The sequence below is a fragment of the Formosa sp. S-31 genome (genome assembly GCF_051172795.1).
Lineage (GTDB): Bacteria > Bacteroidota > Bacteroidia > Flavobacteriales > Flavobacteriaceae > Formosa.
Window position 1 is genome coordinate 68,735 of record NZ_JAENDK010000003.1, and the last position, 14,966, is coordinate 83,700.

Here is a 14,966-nt window from a genome sequence, read left to right on the forward strand (position 1 = left end):
GTTTAAAAAATTAAAGAATAAAATTAAATTACTTTTACATTTATTGCGTTTAATCCTTTTTTTCCTTCTTTTAATTCAAACTCTACAGAGTCTTTCTCAGAAATGCTGTCAATTAAGCCAGACACATGTACAAAATACTCTTTGTTTGAACCTTCTTCGATAATAAATCCAAATCCTTTAGATTCATTGAAGAATTTTACTGTTCCGTTTTTCACTGTTATAATATAATGTTAATACTAATAACAAATTTAACATTATTCATCACTTAACAAAGGAAACCCTAAGGTTTATTTTTCAAACTATGGTATTCTTAATTTTAGGTTAATATTACCTTAAACAACAAAAAAAACCTATCAAAAAATTGATAGGTTTCGCATTTTAAAAAGTATATACTAATGCAGAATGTTTATCGTATTATACTACTTTAACATTAACTGCGTTCAATCCTTTTTTACCTTCTTTTAAATCGAATTCTACAGCATCACCTTCACGAATTTCATCGATTAATCCTGAAATGTGTACGAAATGTTCTTTGTTTGTGTCGTCTTCAATAATGAATCCAAATCCTTTAGAATCGTTAAAGAATTTTACTGTTCCTTTGCTCATTGTAAAATATTAAATAATTATAATTATTACAAATGTAATGTTATAATTGGGATAACAACCATAATCCACTTTTTTATTTTTATTTTTAATAAAATCGCATCTTTATTGAATGATTTAAAATATTTCAACAATTTTATTGGAAATTTTGTACATTTAATCGAATTCTAAACTACAAAATCATGTCAGATTCTAATTATATTAAGGTATACACGGGCTCGTTATTTATTACGCAACGCCTTGTAGATGAACTGGCTAAATCGGATATTAATGCTATTGTAAAAGACGAAAGTGAATCGGCCAGATTAGCTGGTTTTGGCGCCTCTATTCAAGGGGAACAGGAATTATTTGTGAACAAAGACGAACAGGAAACTGCCGAACAAATAATACAAACGGTATTATCCCAACTGGAAGCATAAAAAAAGCCCTGAACTTTCAGGGCTTTTAAATCTTAAGCTTTTACTTCGTACATAGTCTTACGCAACTCCTTAATTTTAGAATCCTGCATATATTCGTCGAATGTAGTATATCTGTCAATAATTCCGTTAGGCGTTAATTCTACAACACGGTTTGCAACAGTTTGTGCAAATTCATGATCGTGAGTCGAAAACAATACTGTCCCTTTAAAGTTTTTTAATGAGTTATTAAAGGCTGTAATACTCTCTAAGTCTAAATGGTTAGTAGGTTCGTCCAGCATCAATACGTTAGCTCTTACCATCATCATTCTACTTAACATACAACGTACTTTCTCCCCTCCGGATAATACGTTCGATTTTTTAAGTGCTTCTTCTCCACTAAAAATCATTTTCCCTAAAAAGCCTCGTAAAAACACCTCTTCTCGCTCTTCTTCCGTTGTAGCCCACTGACGTAACCAATCTACTAAAGTCAAGTCATTTTTAAAGTATTCACTGTTATCTAATGGCAGATACGATTGTGAAGTTGTTACACCCCAGGAATATTTACCCGAATCGGCTTGCTCTTTGCCATTTAAAATCTGATAAAAAGCTGTTGTAGCTCTGGAATCTTTAGAATACACAACCACTTTATCGCCTTTAGCAAGGTTTAAATCGATATCCTTAAACAATACCTCTCCATCTATTGAAGCGGATAAATTCTCTACATTCAGAATCTGATCTCCAGCTTCTCTGTCACGTTCAAAAATAATAGCAGGGTAACGTCTGCTGGTAGGTTTTATATCATCGATATTTAATTTATCAATCATTTTCTTTCTACTGGTAGCCTGCTTACTCTTAGCTACGTTAGCAGAGAAACGACGAATAAATTCCTCTAGTTCCTTCTTTTTCTCTTCTGCTTTCTTATTTTGTTGCGAACGCTGACGGGCTGCTAACTGAGAGGACTCGTACCAAAAGGTATAGTTTCCTGAAAAATGATTGATTTTACCAAAATCGATATCAGAAATGTGAGTACAAACAGAATCCAGGAAGTGACGGTCGTGAGATACCACGATAACACAATTATCGTAATTTGCAATAAAGTTTTCCAACCACGAAATGGTTTCATAATCCAGGTCGTTGGTAGGCTCATCCATGATTAACACATCCGGATTTCCAAAAAGAGCTTGTGCCAATAAGACACGTACTTTTTGTTTACCATCTAAATCTTTCATCAAGCTGTAATGAAACTCTTCCGAAATATCCAGATTAGACAGTAAAGCCGCTGCATCACTATCGGCATTCCACCCATTCATTTCCTCAAACTGCACTTGAAGTTCACCAATTTTTTCAGCATTTTCATCAGAATAATCAGCATACAAAGCATCGATTTCTGATTTAATTTTAAAAAGTGGTTTATTTCCCATGATTACGGTTTCCAGTACCGTATGCTCATCATATAAATTGTGGTTCTGCTCTAAAACCGACATACGTTTTCCAGCCTCTAAATGCACATGGCCAGACGTTGGTTCTTGCTTACCTGCAATTATTTTAAGAAAAGTTGATTTTCCAGCACCATTGGCACCAATAATTCCATAGCAATTTCCTTGAGTAAACACCGTATTTACCTCGTCGAAAAGCACACGCTTACCAAATTGCACTGAAAGATTTGAAACTGTTAACATCGTTCTTGTTTTAATTTGCTGCAAAAGTAGAAAATTCCCGTTATTACACGAAACAAAAGCCCTGTTAATAATATTTAACACCACATTAACATCTCAAGTAAGCCGCTTCGCATATTTTTGTTTTTAACACACTTAACTTTATGTTAGAAAGAATGTGCAGCTTTATGAAACAATTCCCTCTACTTTTCTTACTTACACTCTGTTTTTTTTCCTGTAAACACGACGAAAACAATTTGTCGGGAAACGGATTTTTAGGAGGAGAAATAATAAACCCTAACACACGTTACGTAACCATTTCTAAAGATAATACAATCTTAGACACCGTTATGCTGGACCAGAATAACAGATTCCTTTATAAAATTACTCCAGTAAACCCAGGACTTTACACCTTTGCTCATGGCGGAGAAATACAAATGGTATTTTTAGAACCTAATGACAGTATTATGTTCCGATTAAATACTATTGATTTTGATGAATCTCTGGTCTATACCGGAATTGGCGCAAAAGAAAATAATTATTTAATTAACATGTTTGTTGAGAGTGAACGGATAAACCACAACATATTAAAACTAAGTCAATCTTCTCCGGAGGTTTTTGAAAAAAAATTAGATTCCATAAAAGCTGAACAGACCAGAAAGCTAAATGAGTTTAACATCAGATACAAAACCTCGCCGTTATTTCAAAAATTTGCTCAGGCGAATATCGATTATAATTATTACGCTCAAAAAGAAATCTATCCCTTCACATATTACGGGAACAACGAATTAAAAAATCTGGAATCCTTACCCAAGGATTTTTATAATTACAGAAAACAAATCAATTATAACGACATTACTTTAAAGGATTATTTTCCGTATTATACCTTTTTGAAGTACCATTTTAACAATATGGCTCTCCAAAAACATTTTAAGCATTCTCAAGACAGTATATTTAACCGAAGGTCTTTAGATTACAACCTGGATAAGTTACAATTAATTGACAGCCTCGTACAAAACGACTCCATAAAAAATTACTTTTTAAACTATTCTGCCATTCGCTATATTGGTAACTCGAATAAACTGGAAGATTACGATACGTATTTAGATACTTTTTTAAAACTGAGTACTTCATCGGAAAACAACAACAGTATTTCATCTATGGTTGAATCGTTAAAACGATTAAAACCAGGTAGCACTGTGCCAAACACTCTGGTAACCAATAACGAGGACGAAGAGCTTCATCTGCATGATTTTATTACCAGACCTACAGTTATTTACTTCTGGTCATCCAGCCTGAAAGATCATTTTGTTGGCAGCCATAAAAAAGTTCAGGAATTAAAGCTAAAATACCCTGAAATAGATTTTATAGCAATGAATATTGATAAGAATGAGGAGCAATGGATAGATTATTTACAGGAATACAAATATCCTATACAAAACGAATATCATTTTAAAAACCCGGAAGTATCCAGACAAATTTTGGCCTTAAACTCAATTTATCGCGTGGTATTGGTTAACAAAGACAAAAAAATAATAAGCAGTAACAGTAATTTATTCTCTAAATATTTTGAAGAAGAACTTCTTGGCATGCTAAACCAATAAAATGTATTGGTCTTAAAATCAAAAAAGGCTTCAAATTAAATTTGAAGCCTTTTTTAGTATTGATAATTGTATCCTGATTATTTGTTTAGATACATACGACGTCTTGAATATAAATTATAGAATTCATCGTCCTTTAAATCATCTATAAATAAGATACTCTCTCCTGTACTCTTCATTTCTGGTCCTAATTTTTTATTTACTTTAGGGAACTTATTGAATGAGAATACTGGTTGCTTAATAGCGTATCCTTCTAATTTCGGGTTAAAATCAAAGTCTGTTACCTTCTTATCACCTAGCATAACTTTTGTAGCATAGTTTACGTATGGCTCTCCATAAGCTTTAGCAATAAATGGTACCGTACGAGATGCTCTAGGATTTGCTTCGATAATGTAAACTACATCGTCTTTTACAGCAAACTGGATATTGATTAATCCTACAGTATTTAATGCTAGGGCAATTTTCTTGGTATGATCTTTTATTTGTTGCATCACCAAATCTCCTAAGTTGAAAGGAGGAAGTAAAGCATTACTATCACCAGAGTGAATACCACATGGCTCAATATGCTCCATAATTCCGATAATGTATACATTTTCACCATCACAGATTGCATCTGCTTCAGCTTCAATCGCACCGTCTAAATAATGATCCAGAAGTAATTTATTATTAGGAATAGTACGTAATAAATCTACTACATGCTCTTCTAATTCCTTTTCATTAATTACGATTTTCATTCCCTGACCACCTAACACATAAGACGGACGTACAAGAATTGGGAAATCTAATTTCTTAGCCACTTCCAACGCCTCTTCTGCAGTTTCAGCAGTATCGAATTCAGGATAAGGAATATCGTTATCTTTTAACAGTTTAGAGAAACTACCTCTGTCTTCAGCTAAATCCAAAGCTTCAAAACTTGTTCCTATAATCTTGATACCGTATTTATCTAATTTTTCAGCTAATTTCAATGCGGTTTGTCCTCCTAACTGAACAATAACACCTTCCGGTTTTTCGTGACGGATGATATCGTAGATATGCTCCCAAAATACCGGCTCGAAGTATAATTTATCGGCAGTATCAAAATCGGTTGATACCGTTTCAGGGTTACAGTTAATCATGATGGTTTCGTACCCCGCTTCAGCAGCTGCTAAAACCCCATGTACACAACAGTAATCAAATTCTATACCTTGTCCGATTCGGTTTGGTCCGGAACCTAAAACTATTACTTTTTTCTTATCACTTACTTCACTTTCATTAGCGGTAAAACGCTTACCATCTGCTGTCTGCACATCACTTTCGAAAGTTGAATAATAATAAGGTGTCTGTGCTTTAAATTCTGCAGCACAGGTATCCACTAATTTATAAACACGATTAATATTTAATTCCTCACGTTTATTATATACCTGACTTTCTAAACATCCTAACATATGAGCAATCTGACGATCTCCGTATCCTTTTTGTTTAGCTTCAAGTAATAAATCCTTTTCAATAGTATCTATATTGAAAGTGGAAATTTCCTTTTCTAAGTGATACAATTCTTCATACTGACGTAAGAACCACATATCGATTTTAGTAATTTCATGAATACGACTTAATGGAATTCCCATTTGAATGGCATCATAAATTACAAACACACGATCCCAGCTGGCATTGGTAAGTTTTTCGATAATCTGATCGTAGTTCTTATACCCTTTACCATCTGCTCCTAAACCGTTACGTTTAATTTCTAAAGATTGTGTCGCTTTGTGAAGGGCTTCCTGGAACGAACGTCCAATACCCATAACTTCACCTACAGACTTCATTTGAAGACCTAAAGTTCTGTCTGACCCTTCAAATTTATCAAAGTTCCAACGCGGAATTTTAACGATAACATAATCTAATGTTGGCTCGAATAATGCCGAAGTTGATTTTGTAATCTGGTTATCTAATTCATCTAAATTATAACCTATAGCCAATTTAGCTGCTATTTTTGCAATTGGATATCCTGTTGCTTTACTCGCTAATGCCGATGAACGCGATACACGTGGATTAATTTCGATAGCAATAATATCTTCATTTTCATCCGGGCTTACTGCAAACTGCACATTACAACCTCCTGCAAAATCACCAATACTACGCATCATAAGGATAGCCATATCACGCATTTTTTGGTAAGTTCTGTCACTTAAAGTCATAGCCGGAGCTACTGTAATAGAGTCTCCTGTATGAATCCCCATAGGGTCCATGTTTTCGATAGAACAGATAATAACAACATTATCATTTGCATCTCTTAACAGCTCTAACTCGTATTCCTTCCACCCCATCATGGCTTTATCAATCATTACCTCATGAATTGGAGACACCTCTAAACCACGAGTTAATAATTCATCGTAATCTTTTTCTTCGTATACAATAGCAGCTCCTGCTCCACCTAAAGTAAACGACGAACGAATACATAATGGAAAACCGAACTCTTGGGCTATTGTTTTACCTTCTAAATATGAAGTTGCAGTTGCCTGAGGAGCCATTTTAACCCCTATTTTCTCCATTAATTCACGGAATTGCTCTCTGTCTTCCGTTATATTAATAGCGTCAATATCTACACCTATAATTTCTACATCAAAATCCTTCCAAATTCCTTTTTCATCAGCTTCAATACATAAATTTAATGCAGTTTGACCTCCCATAGTTGGTAAAACGGCATCAATTTGTGGGTGCTCCTTAAGAATTTGAACTATCGATTTTGTTGTTAACGGCAACAAATACACATGATCGGCCATCGAAGGATCGGTCATAATTGTTGCTGGGTTCGAATTAATAAGAATGGTTTCTATTCCATCTTCGCGTAAAGATCTTAAGGCTTGAGTACCTGAATAATCAAACTCACAGGCTTGTCCGATAACAATTGGTCCTGAACCTATAATAAGAATAGATTTTAATTTTGGATTTTTTGGCATTGTAAAATATTAAGATATTGCAAAAGTAATTAATTATTAACGAGATATAAAAAAAGGCGTTACCATTAAGTAACACCTTTAGTATATCAAATAATAAAAATCATTATTTTTTATGTCTTGATTCTGAAGATACAGACAGTTTTTTTCTTCCTTTAGCACGTCTACGTGCAAGGACTTTTCTACCATTGGCAGAAGCCATTCTTTCTCTAAAACCGTGTTTGTTTCTTCTCTTTCTTTTCGATGGTTGAAACGTTCTTTTACTCATTGTCTTGTATCTTTAAAATCTTCTATTTATTAACTAAACTAACGTTTTGATAGTTTCACCAAAACTGCGCGCAAATATACGAAGTCTTTTTTGTTTAACAAACCTTATTTTAAAAATATTTTTTCAATAAAATTTTAGTTTCTTTGTATCCAATAAAAAAAGGAATACATGGGGCGTCTTTTGGTTAAGGTATTAATTATCAATTTAGTATTTATTGGTTCCCTAAATGCCCAAAATATATTACAATATCGATTAAAAGTTGGAGACAGTATGACTGTAAACCAACAGGCCACTCAAAACATAATTAAAGAAGAACAAGGCAGGCAACACAACATACAAAACACGCTGGAAGAACAGTATACTTTTAAAGTGTTATCTAAAACAGACAGTACTTATATATTAAATTTTAAATTCAACACGTTTAAACTTAAAACAGTTTCTAATCAATTAGGTATTATTGTTGATATAGATACAAAAAAACTTCTGGAAGAAAATGACACAGAAGGTCGGATTTTTTCAGGGTTAACAGCATCCGATTTAGAAATTGAAATGTCTAAAACCGGAAAAATTATTAGTGTAAAAGGCACAGAAGCTATGATAAATAAAATGGTTTCCTTAGCAGATATTGAAGATGAGTTTACCAAACAACTAATAATAGAATCGATAAAAACAGATTTTGGAAATAAAACACTATCTAATAGTTTCGAACAATTAACCCATATTTACCCAGATAGTCTTAGCTCTAATGATAAATCCTGGAAAAACACCTTTACCGGAGAATTTAACACGATAAACACCTGGCAGCTTGACAAAATCACGGATGCTATCTACTTAAAAGCAGATTGTGTGTTAAACATACAAATTCAGGAAGAACAAACTCAACTAGTATTAAAAGGTACACAACATATAAATGTAATTGCAAACAAAAAAACAGGGTTTATTAATGAAATGACTGTTACAGCAGAAGCACAGTCTCCTAAGAACTTAAACAATCCTGAAGAAACACCTACTATAATAACATCAAAAACAACATATAAAATTCAGTAAAACATGTACAACAAGAACATAAAATTAGTTATTGCCGGTTTAATTATTGCATACGCTGTATACCAGTTTATCGAAGGAAACATTGGTAACGGCATAATGTTAATCTTATTATCTGCCATATTTATATTCTTATATTTTAAAAACGAATTTATATTACTTGCCTTTTTAAAACTTAGAAAGCAGGATTTTGAAGGCGCAACAAAATGGTTAAACAAGATTAAAAATCCGGAAAGCGCATTAGTAACCAAACAACAGGGATACTATAATTATTTACACGGTATTATGGTATCGCAATCCAATATGAATGAATCGGAAAAATATTTAAAGAAAGCAATTGCTTTAGGTTTAAATATGGACCACGATTTAGCTATGGCTAAATTAAGCCTGGCAGGAATTGCTTTATCGAAACGCAGAAAACAGGAAGCTACTAAATTATTATCGGAAGCCCAGAAACTGGACAAACAAGGCATGTTAACTGATCAGATTAAAATGATGAAAGAAAACATGAAACGTGCCCAAATGCCAAATCAGCACTTTGGAGGTCACAGACAGCCTCGTGGCGGACGTCGATAGAAAATCATCAAACTACCATATTAACAAAAAGGGTTCAGTTTTTAACTGAACCCTTTTTCGTTTTTGATATGATGAAATATAGACCTATAATTTATACATCCATTTGTAGACTAAAATTCCAATTCTAGACAACACAAACACAAACGTTCCAAAAAGTGTGGTTATAAAAGACACCTTTAAGCCTCCAGCCAGCATAGCCGTCGACACACTATTCATAGTCCCTATAGCATCAAAAGCCATAACCATACCTATAATAGACCCCATAAAACCAATAACCATGCCCAACAAGCTGGCATCGACAACAAGACTTATCATCTTTCTGGAGCGGGTTTCATTTTTATTCGCATAATAAAAGGCACTAAATAGAAAACATAAAGACAGTATAAAACAAATCAGAATTAAGGACATAAATAACGGACCGCCCTCATTAAACCGATTAATTAATTGTGTAATAAAACCATCTTGTTCAAGCAATAAAAAATACATAGTTTAAATATTATTGTTAGTAAAAACAAAGTTATGATTAAGCGACTTCCTGTTTGTAAAAATGCGACAAGCAACAGGTTTACTTCCCTTTTTAACTAAAATGCTATATCAGGAACTAATCCTGTTATTCGCCTATAAAAAAATGCCTTAAACCAAAAATACATTATTATTGTATAGCATTTTTAGTATGACAGCAAGCAAATCCATTTTTAAACTATTAGGAAAGCTAGTAACACACTTGTTGTTCTGGTGTGCTGTACTTTTATTTTACACCTATTTTTTTGGTTCCGGAAGTAATAACATGAGTTACGTTCTTTCCTTCTCTATTTTTTTAATGCCCATTACTATAGCCACGACTTATGTTTTTATTTACAAGCTTATCCCCGATTATCTAATTCAAAAAAGGTATCTGCTTTTTGGTATTTACAGTATTTACACTTTTATTATTTCAGCCTACCTAATTGTTTTATCTATATTCTACGGGTTAATATACCTGTCGCATTTTGAATACAATAATATGGCGCCAGTTAGCCAGAATCTATTATTTGTAATTATTGGCGTTTATCTTATAACTATACTGGTAAGCACCTTTAAACTTTTAAAACTTAACCTGAGACAACAGGAAAAAAACAGCAAATTAGAAACTAAAATTCTGGAAACGCAATTAAGACTAAAGGAACAGGAGTTACAATATTTAAAAATGCAGATTCACCCGCATTTTTTATTCAACACCTTAAACACAATGTATGGGTTCGCTTTAAAAAAAGCCGATGAAACTCCGGAAATGATTTTAAAACTATCTAACCTGTTAGATTATTTACTCTATCAGATTAACAAACCCTTTGTACTTCTCCAGGATGAAATTAACCACATTCAGGATTATATCGATCTGGAAACCCTAAGATTTAACGACACGCTCCATGTCGATTTTAAGATTAATAACATTTCTCCAGAAACTAAAATTGCTCCAATGCTTTTCATGCCTTTTATAGAAAACAGTTTTAAACACGGAGAAATTAAACAAGGGATATTAAATATTAAGATAGACTTATCCGCACAAAAAGACAGTATTTATTTTTATATTGAAAACACATGTAGTAATACCACAAATTCAAATTCTGGAATTGGTCTGGAAAATATAAAAAAACGCCTGAATATGTTATATAAAGACAGGCACTCGCTGTCTATTATTAATGAAAACCAATATTTTAAAGTCAAGTTAATTTTAAACACAACTCCTGTCATTGAAAACAAATAGAACCATACCTTGTATTATAGTAGACGACGAACTTATGGCCAGAGAAGTTTTAGTCACTCACCTGTCTAAAATTAACAATATTACTATTGTAGCCAGTTGCAGTACTGCTCTTGAAGCCTTTAACATAATAAACACCCATAATATTGATCTGGTATTTTTAGACATTAATATGCCGGAAATATCCGGTATTTCATTTGCCAGATCCATTAACAAAAACATCAAAATAATTTTTACAACGGCATACAGAGATTACGCCGTAGAAGGATTTGAACTGCAGGCTGTAGACTACCTGCTAAAACCCATAGCTTTCGAAAGAGTCTTAAAAGCTGTAAATAATTACTTTGAAGTATACGGAGAAAGCACCTCAACCCAAACACCTGCAGCAAACACGACAGATTTTATGTTTGTACGGTCCGACAGAAAAATGGTGAAAATCGATTTTAATGCTATAATTTATATTGAAAGTTTTAGCGACTATCTAAAAATACATTTACAAGACGAGACTATTGTTACACGAGAAACCATAAGTACGATAGAAGCCCGACTACCACAAAATCAATTTTTAAGAATTCACCGTTCGTATATAATTTCAATTAAAAACATAACATCGTTTACCAATGAATATGTAAACATCTTAAACGAAGCCCTGCCAATAAGCCGAAGTTATAAAAAGGATGTTTTAAAAACCCTGGAACAATATTAATGTTGTTCTATTAAGATCAGAGCATAAAAAAAAGCGAACTCATCAAGTTCGCTTTTCTAATTCTACAATATCGTATATTTATACGTGTAATGCTCTATCTTCTGTAGCTGCCAAAGCCGCTTCTTTAATAGCTTCTGTAAACGTTGGATGCGCATGAGACATTCTTGAAACATCTTCTGCACTTGCACGATACTCCATAGCCACAACTGCTTCTGCAATCATATCGGCAGCACGTGCACCTACCATATGAACGCCTAAAATTTCATCGGTAGTCTTATCTGCAAGTATTTTCACAAAACCATCTAAATCCATACTTGCTCTACTTCTACCTAAAGCACGCATTGGGAATTGTCCTACTTTATAAGCTACACCTTCTTCTTTTAACTGCTCTTCAGATTTTCCTACAGCAGCCACTTCCGGCCAGGTATAAACTACCCCCGGAATTAAGTTATAATCAATATGTGGCTTTTGTCCTGCTAAAGTTTCTGCAACAAAAACGCCTTCTTCTTCAGCCTTATGCGCTAACATTGCTCCTTTAACAACATCGCCAATAGCATAAATATTAGAAGCACTTGTTTGTAAATGATCATTAACTTCTATCTGCCCTCTGTCGTTAACTTTAACTCCTGCAGCTTCTGCATTTAACCCGTCTGTATACGGACGACGCCCAACAGACACTAAACAGTAATCGCCTCTAAACTCTACTTCTTCTCCCTTTTTATTATCCGCCTTAACAATAACTTCATCACCAACACGCTCAACAGATTTTACTTTGTGCGACGTATTAATTTTGAACTTTTGCTTCTTTAATACTTTATTAAGCTCTTTAGACAAACCAGCATCCATAGTTGGGATAATACGATCCATAAACTCTACAACAGACACTTCTGCGCCTAATCGCTTATACACCTGACCTAATTCCAATCCTATTACTCCTCCACCAATTACGATTAAATGCTTAGGAATTTCTTTTAGTTTTAAAGCCTCGGTAGAGGTAATAACACGCTCTTTATCAATATTTATGAATGGTAAACTCGATGGCTTACTACCTGTGGCTATGATTGTATTTTTAGCTTCAATTTCGATAGTTTCTTCTCCGGAAATAGTAATATGAGTAGCATCTTTAAAAGCACCTAGCCCTTGATATACATCTATATTATTTTTCTTCATCAAAAAGTCAATACCTCCGGTAGTCTGATCTACAACAGATTGCTTACGAGCAATCATTTTTTCTAGATTAACCTTTATATCTCCAGGAACTTCTATACCATGATCTTCAAAATGCTTTACAGCATCTTCGTAGTGGTGAGATGAATCTAATAATGCTTTACTTGGGATACATCCTACATTTAAACATGTTCCTCCTAGTGTTGCATATTTTTCTATTATTGCAGTTTTCATACCCAGTTGTGCACAACGAATTGCTGCTACATATCCTCCAGGTCCTGAGCCGATAACGGCTACATCGTATGAATTCATAAAATTGATTTTGATTCTTTTTTTAAAACAGTTAACAAAAGTACAAATTTACATGAGTTATAATCATTAAGATTCTTGAAATTTTAAGACTTTCGTTTTGAATTTAACAAATTCAACAGCTTGCTAAACAGGAATTACTGTACTGTGTTTAACTTCATTAATTACAAACATACTATGCGTACTTCCTATATGGTTAATTGTAGTTAATTTATTTACCATAAACTCCCTAAAAGCCACCATATCTTTAACTACAACTTTTAGCAAATAATCATAATCACCGCTTAAATGATAACATTCCATGACCTCGCTTAAGTTAGCCACATCCTTTTCGAACTTCATAACGTAATCCTGACTGTGCTTTTCCAACTTAACATGGCAATACGCCAGAAACGTTTTATCAACCTTTTCTTTGTTAACCAAAGCCACATACCCATTAATCACCCCCTGATTTTCTAACTTTTTAATACGCTCATACACAGCTGTCACCGATAAATTCAATGCATTTGCCAAGGCTTTATTGGTTAGCTTACTATCGGTTTGTAATAATTGAATCAGTTTTTTATCTATAGTATCAAAACCCATACATGAAAATTTTTCTAAAAATCACTAACAAACCCAAAATTAACAAATTAAAAATCTATATAATACATTTTATATTGATTTTAAATCTAAAATAACGCAATACTATTGATAAAAATTCTATTTATACAGAATTTTACCATACAGAACTTAATACTTTCATCATGAAATTTAAACCGGCAAACAACATACAGGACTTACAATATTTTGGAGAATTCGGGGGAGTAAACCCATCCATATCTGATTCCTCTACCTATACCTTTTTATCGGCAAAAACCATGTTCGACACCTTTGAAGGAAATGCAGATGGATGCTATCTTTATTCGAGACACTCCTCTCCTTCCAACCTATATTTAGGCGAAGCTTTAGCTGCAATGGAAGGCACTGAAACCGCCAATGTTTCAGCCTCCGGGATGGGAGCTATCACGCCTGTTTTACTGCAACTTTGCGGCGCGGGAGATCATATCGTATCCAGTAGAACTATATACGGTGGCACTTACGCTTTTTTAAAAAACTTTACCCCTAGATTTAATATCGAAACCAGTTTTGTTGATATAACCAGATTAGATTTAGTTGAAGCTGCTATTACCAAAAACACCAAAGTCATATTCTGTGAAACTGTAAGCAATCCGCTTTTAGAAGTAGCCGATATTGCGGGATTAGCCAAACTAGCTAAAAAATACCATCTAAAACTATTAGTCGACAATACCTTTTCGCCCTTAAGCATTTCTCCTGCTACACTAGGAGCCGATATTGTTATTCATAGTTTAACCAAATTCATTAACGGCAGCAGCGATACCGTTGGCGGCGTGGTTTGCGGCACTCAGGAACTAATTGATCAGTTACGGAATGTTAATGACGGAGCATCCATGTTACTTGGATCTACCATGGATAGTTTGCGCGCAGCTTCTATCTTAAAAAACTTACGCACCTTACACATCCGGATGCAGCAACACAGTAAAAACGCCTTATTTTTAGCCAAAAAGTTTGAAGCAGACGGATTAAAAACCGTATATCCAGGTTTAACATCTCATCCCTCTCACGAATTATTTAAATCCATGATGAATGAACAATACGGATTTGGAGGTATGTTAACAATAGATGTGGGATCTCTTGAAAAAGCAAATGAATTGATGGAGCTTATGCAACATAAAAATCTTGGGTATCTGGCTGTAAGTTTAGGGTTTTACAAAACCTTATTCAGTGCTCCGGGAAGTTCTACCTCTTCAGAAATACCTGAAACTGAACAAAAAGACATGGGTTTAACCGACGGATTAATAAGATTCTCGATAGGATTAGATGCTGATATAGAACGTACTTATACAATGATGCGAGACTGTATGTCGTCATTAAACATTGTATAAACTTTACAATTTTAAGTTTTTC

Annotated in this window: 15 protein-coding genes; 7 read left to right on the forward strand and 8 right to left on the reverse strand. The window is 33.8% G+C overall.

Features of this window, described 5'->3' with window-relative positions; translation table 11 throughout:
- Positions 1–23: 23 nt before the first annotated feature.
- The gene (locus tag I3217_RS04845; protein ID WP_435048619.1) at positions 24–215 is read right to left on the reverse strand and encodes a cold-shock protein; all 192 of its coding nucleotides are present in this window, start codon (positions 213–215) and stop codon (positions 24–26) included.
- A gap of 199 nt (positions 216–414) precedes the next feature.
- Complete coding sequence (locus I3217_RS04850) at positions 415–606, reverse strand: cold-shock protein (RefSeq protein WP_435048620.1); 192 nt, start codon at positions 604–606, stop codon at positions 415–417.
- A gap of 179 nt (positions 607–785) precedes the next feature.
- On the opposite strand from I3217_RS04850, the gene I3217_RS04855 reads away from it, so the two are divergent.
- Positions 786–1,022, forward strand: a complete 237-nt coding sequence (locus I3217_RS04855) for a DUF2007 domain-containing protein (RefSeq protein WP_435048621.1) — start codon at positions 786–788, stop codon at positions 1,020–1,022.
- 32 nt (positions 1,023–1,054) lie between these two features.
- Here I3217_RS04855 and I3217_RS04860 read toward each other — a convergent pair whose 3' ends face one another.
- A complete protein-coding gene (locus tag I3217_RS04860) occupies positions 1,055–2,680 on the reverse strand; it encodes an ABC-F family ATP-binding cassette domain-containing protein (protein ID WP_435048622.1) in 1,626 nt (541 codons plus the stop codon).
- 164 nt (positions 2,681–2,844) lie between these two features.
- Here I3217_RS04860 and I3217_RS04865 point away from each other — a divergent pair, with 164 nt between their 5' ends.
- Complete coding sequence (locus I3217_RS04865) at positions 2,845–4,260, forward strand: TlpA family protein disulfide reductase (RefSeq protein WP_435048623.1); 1,416 nt, start codon at positions 2,845–2,847, stop codon at positions 4,258–4,260.
- A 77-nt stretch (positions 4,261–4,337) separates the two neighbouring features.
- Here I3217_RS04865 and carB read toward each other — a convergent pair whose 3' ends face one another.
- Both carB and rpmH read right to left on the reverse strand, forming a co-directional pair.
- Positions 4,338–7,190 (reverse strand): carbamoyl-phosphate synthase large subunit, encoded by a 2,853-nt coding sequence (gene carB, locus I3217_RS04870; RefSeq protein WP_435048624.1) that lies wholly within the window; start codon positions 7,188–7,190, stop codon positions 4,338–4,340.
- Between the two features lie 103 nt (positions 7,191–7,293).
- Complete coding sequence (gene rpmH, locus I3217_RS04875) at positions 7,294–7,455, reverse strand: 50S ribosomal protein L34 (protein WP_038527912.1); 162 nt, start codon at positions 7,453–7,455, stop codon at positions 7,294–7,296.
- 168 nt (positions 7,456–7,623) lie between these two features.
- Here rpmH and I3217_RS04880 point away from each other — a divergent pair, with 168 nt between their 5' ends.
- Together I3217_RS04880 and I3217_RS04885 are read left to right on the forward strand one after the other, a co-directional pair.
- Entirely contained in the window at positions 7,624–8,502 is an 879-nt protein-coding gene (locus I3217_RS04880) for a DUF6263 family protein (RefSeq protein ID WP_435048625.1), read from the forward strand.
- Between the two features lie 3 nt (positions 8,503–8,505).
- A complete protein-coding gene (locus I3217_RS04885; RefSeq protein ID WP_435048626.1) occupies positions 8,506–9,075 on the forward strand; it encodes a DUF2892 domain-containing protein in 570 nt (189 codons plus the stop codon).
- 84 nt (positions 9,076–9,159) lie between these two features.
- On the opposite strand, the gene I3217_RS04890 is transcribed toward I3217_RS04885, so the two are convergent.
- Complete coding sequence (locus I3217_RS04890) at positions 9,160–9,561, reverse strand: MotA/TolQ/ExbB proton channel family protein (RefSeq protein ID WP_435048627.1); 402 nt, start codon at positions 9,559–9,561, stop codon at positions 9,160–9,162.
- Positions 9,562–9,748: 187 nt separating this feature from the next.
- Between I3217_RS04890 and I3217_RS04895 the strand changes: the two genes are divergently transcribed.
- Together I3217_RS04895 and I3217_RS04900 are read left to right on the forward strand one after the other, a co-directional pair.
- Complete coding sequence (locus I3217_RS04895; protein ID WP_435048628.1) at positions 9,749–10,819, forward strand: sensor histidine kinase; 1,071 nt, start codon at positions 9,749–9,751, stop codon at positions 10,817–10,819.
- Complete coding sequence (locus tag I3217_RS04900) at positions 10,806–11,522, forward strand: LytR/AlgR family response regulator transcription factor (protein WP_435048629.1); 717 nt, start codon at positions 10,806–10,808, stop codon at positions 11,520–11,522. The genes I3217_RS04895 and I3217_RS04900 overlap by 14 nt, the downstream gene beginning before the upstream one ends.
- Before the next feature lie 78 nt (positions 11,523–11,600).
- Here I3217_RS04900 and lpdA read toward each other — a convergent pair whose 3' ends face one another.
- The gene (gene lpdA / locus I3217_RS04905; RefSeq protein WP_435048630.1) at positions 11,601–13,001 is read right to left on the reverse strand and encodes a dihydrolipoyl dehydrogenase; all 1,401 of its coding nucleotides are present in this window, start codon (positions 12,999–13,001) and stop codon (positions 11,601–11,603) included.
- Positions 13,002–13,124: 123 nt separating this feature from the next.
- Positions 13,125–13,583, reverse strand: a complete 459-nt coding sequence (locus tag I3217_RS04910; protein WP_435048631.1) for an Lrp/AsnC family transcriptional regulator — start codon at positions 13,581–13,583, stop codon at positions 13,125–13,127.
- Positions 13,584–13,744: 161 nt separating this feature from the next.
- Between I3217_RS04910 and I3217_RS04915 the strand changes: the two genes are divergently transcribed.
- Positions 13,745–14,944, forward strand: a complete 1,200-nt coding sequence (locus I3217_RS04915; protein WP_435048632.1) for an aminotransferase class I/II-fold pyridoxal phosphate-dependent enzyme — start codon at positions 13,745–13,747, stop codon at positions 14,942–14,944.
- Positions 14,945–14,966 lie beyond the last annotated feature (22 nt).

Bases quoted from the DNA above. Each gene is read 5' to 3' on its own strand.
- I3217_RS04865 (WP_435048623.1), top strand. From the start codon at position 2,845: ATGAAACAATTCCCTCTACTTTTCTTACTTACACTCTGTTTTTTTTCC.
- I3217_RS04885 (WP_435048626.1), top strand. From the start codon at position 8,506: ATGTACAACAAGAACATAAAATTAGTTATTGCCGGTTTAATTATTGCA.
- I3217_RS04880 (WP_435048625.1), top strand. From the start codon at position 7,624: ATGGGGCGTCTTTTGGTTAAGGTATTAATTATCAATTTAGTATTTATT.
- I3217_RS04895 (WP_435048628.1), top strand. From the start codon at position 9,749: ATGACAGCAAGCAAATCCATTTTTAAACTATTAGGAAAGCTAGTAACA.
- I3217_RS04860 (WP_435048622.1), bottom strand. From the start codon at position 2,680: ATGTTAACAGTTTCAAATCTTTCAGTGCAATTTGGTAAGCGTGTGCTT.
- I3217_RS04850 (WP_435048620.1), bottom strand. From the start codon at position 606: ATGAGCAAAGGAACAGTAAAATTCTTTAACGATTCTAAAGGATTTGGA.
- I3217_RS04855 (WP_435048621.1), top strand. From the start codon at position 786: ATGTCAGATTCTAATTATATTAAGGTATACACGGGCTCGTTATTTATT.
- lpdA (WP_435048630.1), bottom strand. From the start codon at position 13,001: ATGAATTCATACGATGTAGCCGTTATCGGCTCAGGACCTGGAGGATAT.
- carB (WP_435048624.1), bottom strand. From the start codon at position 7,190: ATGCCAAAAAATCCAAAATTAAAATCTATTCTTATTATAGGTTCAGGA.
- I3217_RS04890 (WP_435048627.1), bottom strand. From the start codon at position 9,561: ATGTATTTTTTATTGCTTGAACAAGATGGTTTTATTACACAATTAATT.
- I3217_RS04915 (WP_435048632.1), top strand. From the start codon at position 13,745: ATGAAATTTAAACCGGCAAACAACATACAGGACTTACAATATTTTGGA.
- I3217_RS04910 (WP_435048631.1), bottom strand. From the start codon at position 13,583: ATGGGTTTTGATACTATAGATAAAAAACTGATTCAATTATTACAAACC.
- rpmH (WP_038527912.1), bottom strand. From the start codon at position 7,455: ATGAGTAAAAGAACGTTTCAACCATCGAAAAGAAAGAGAAGAAACAAA.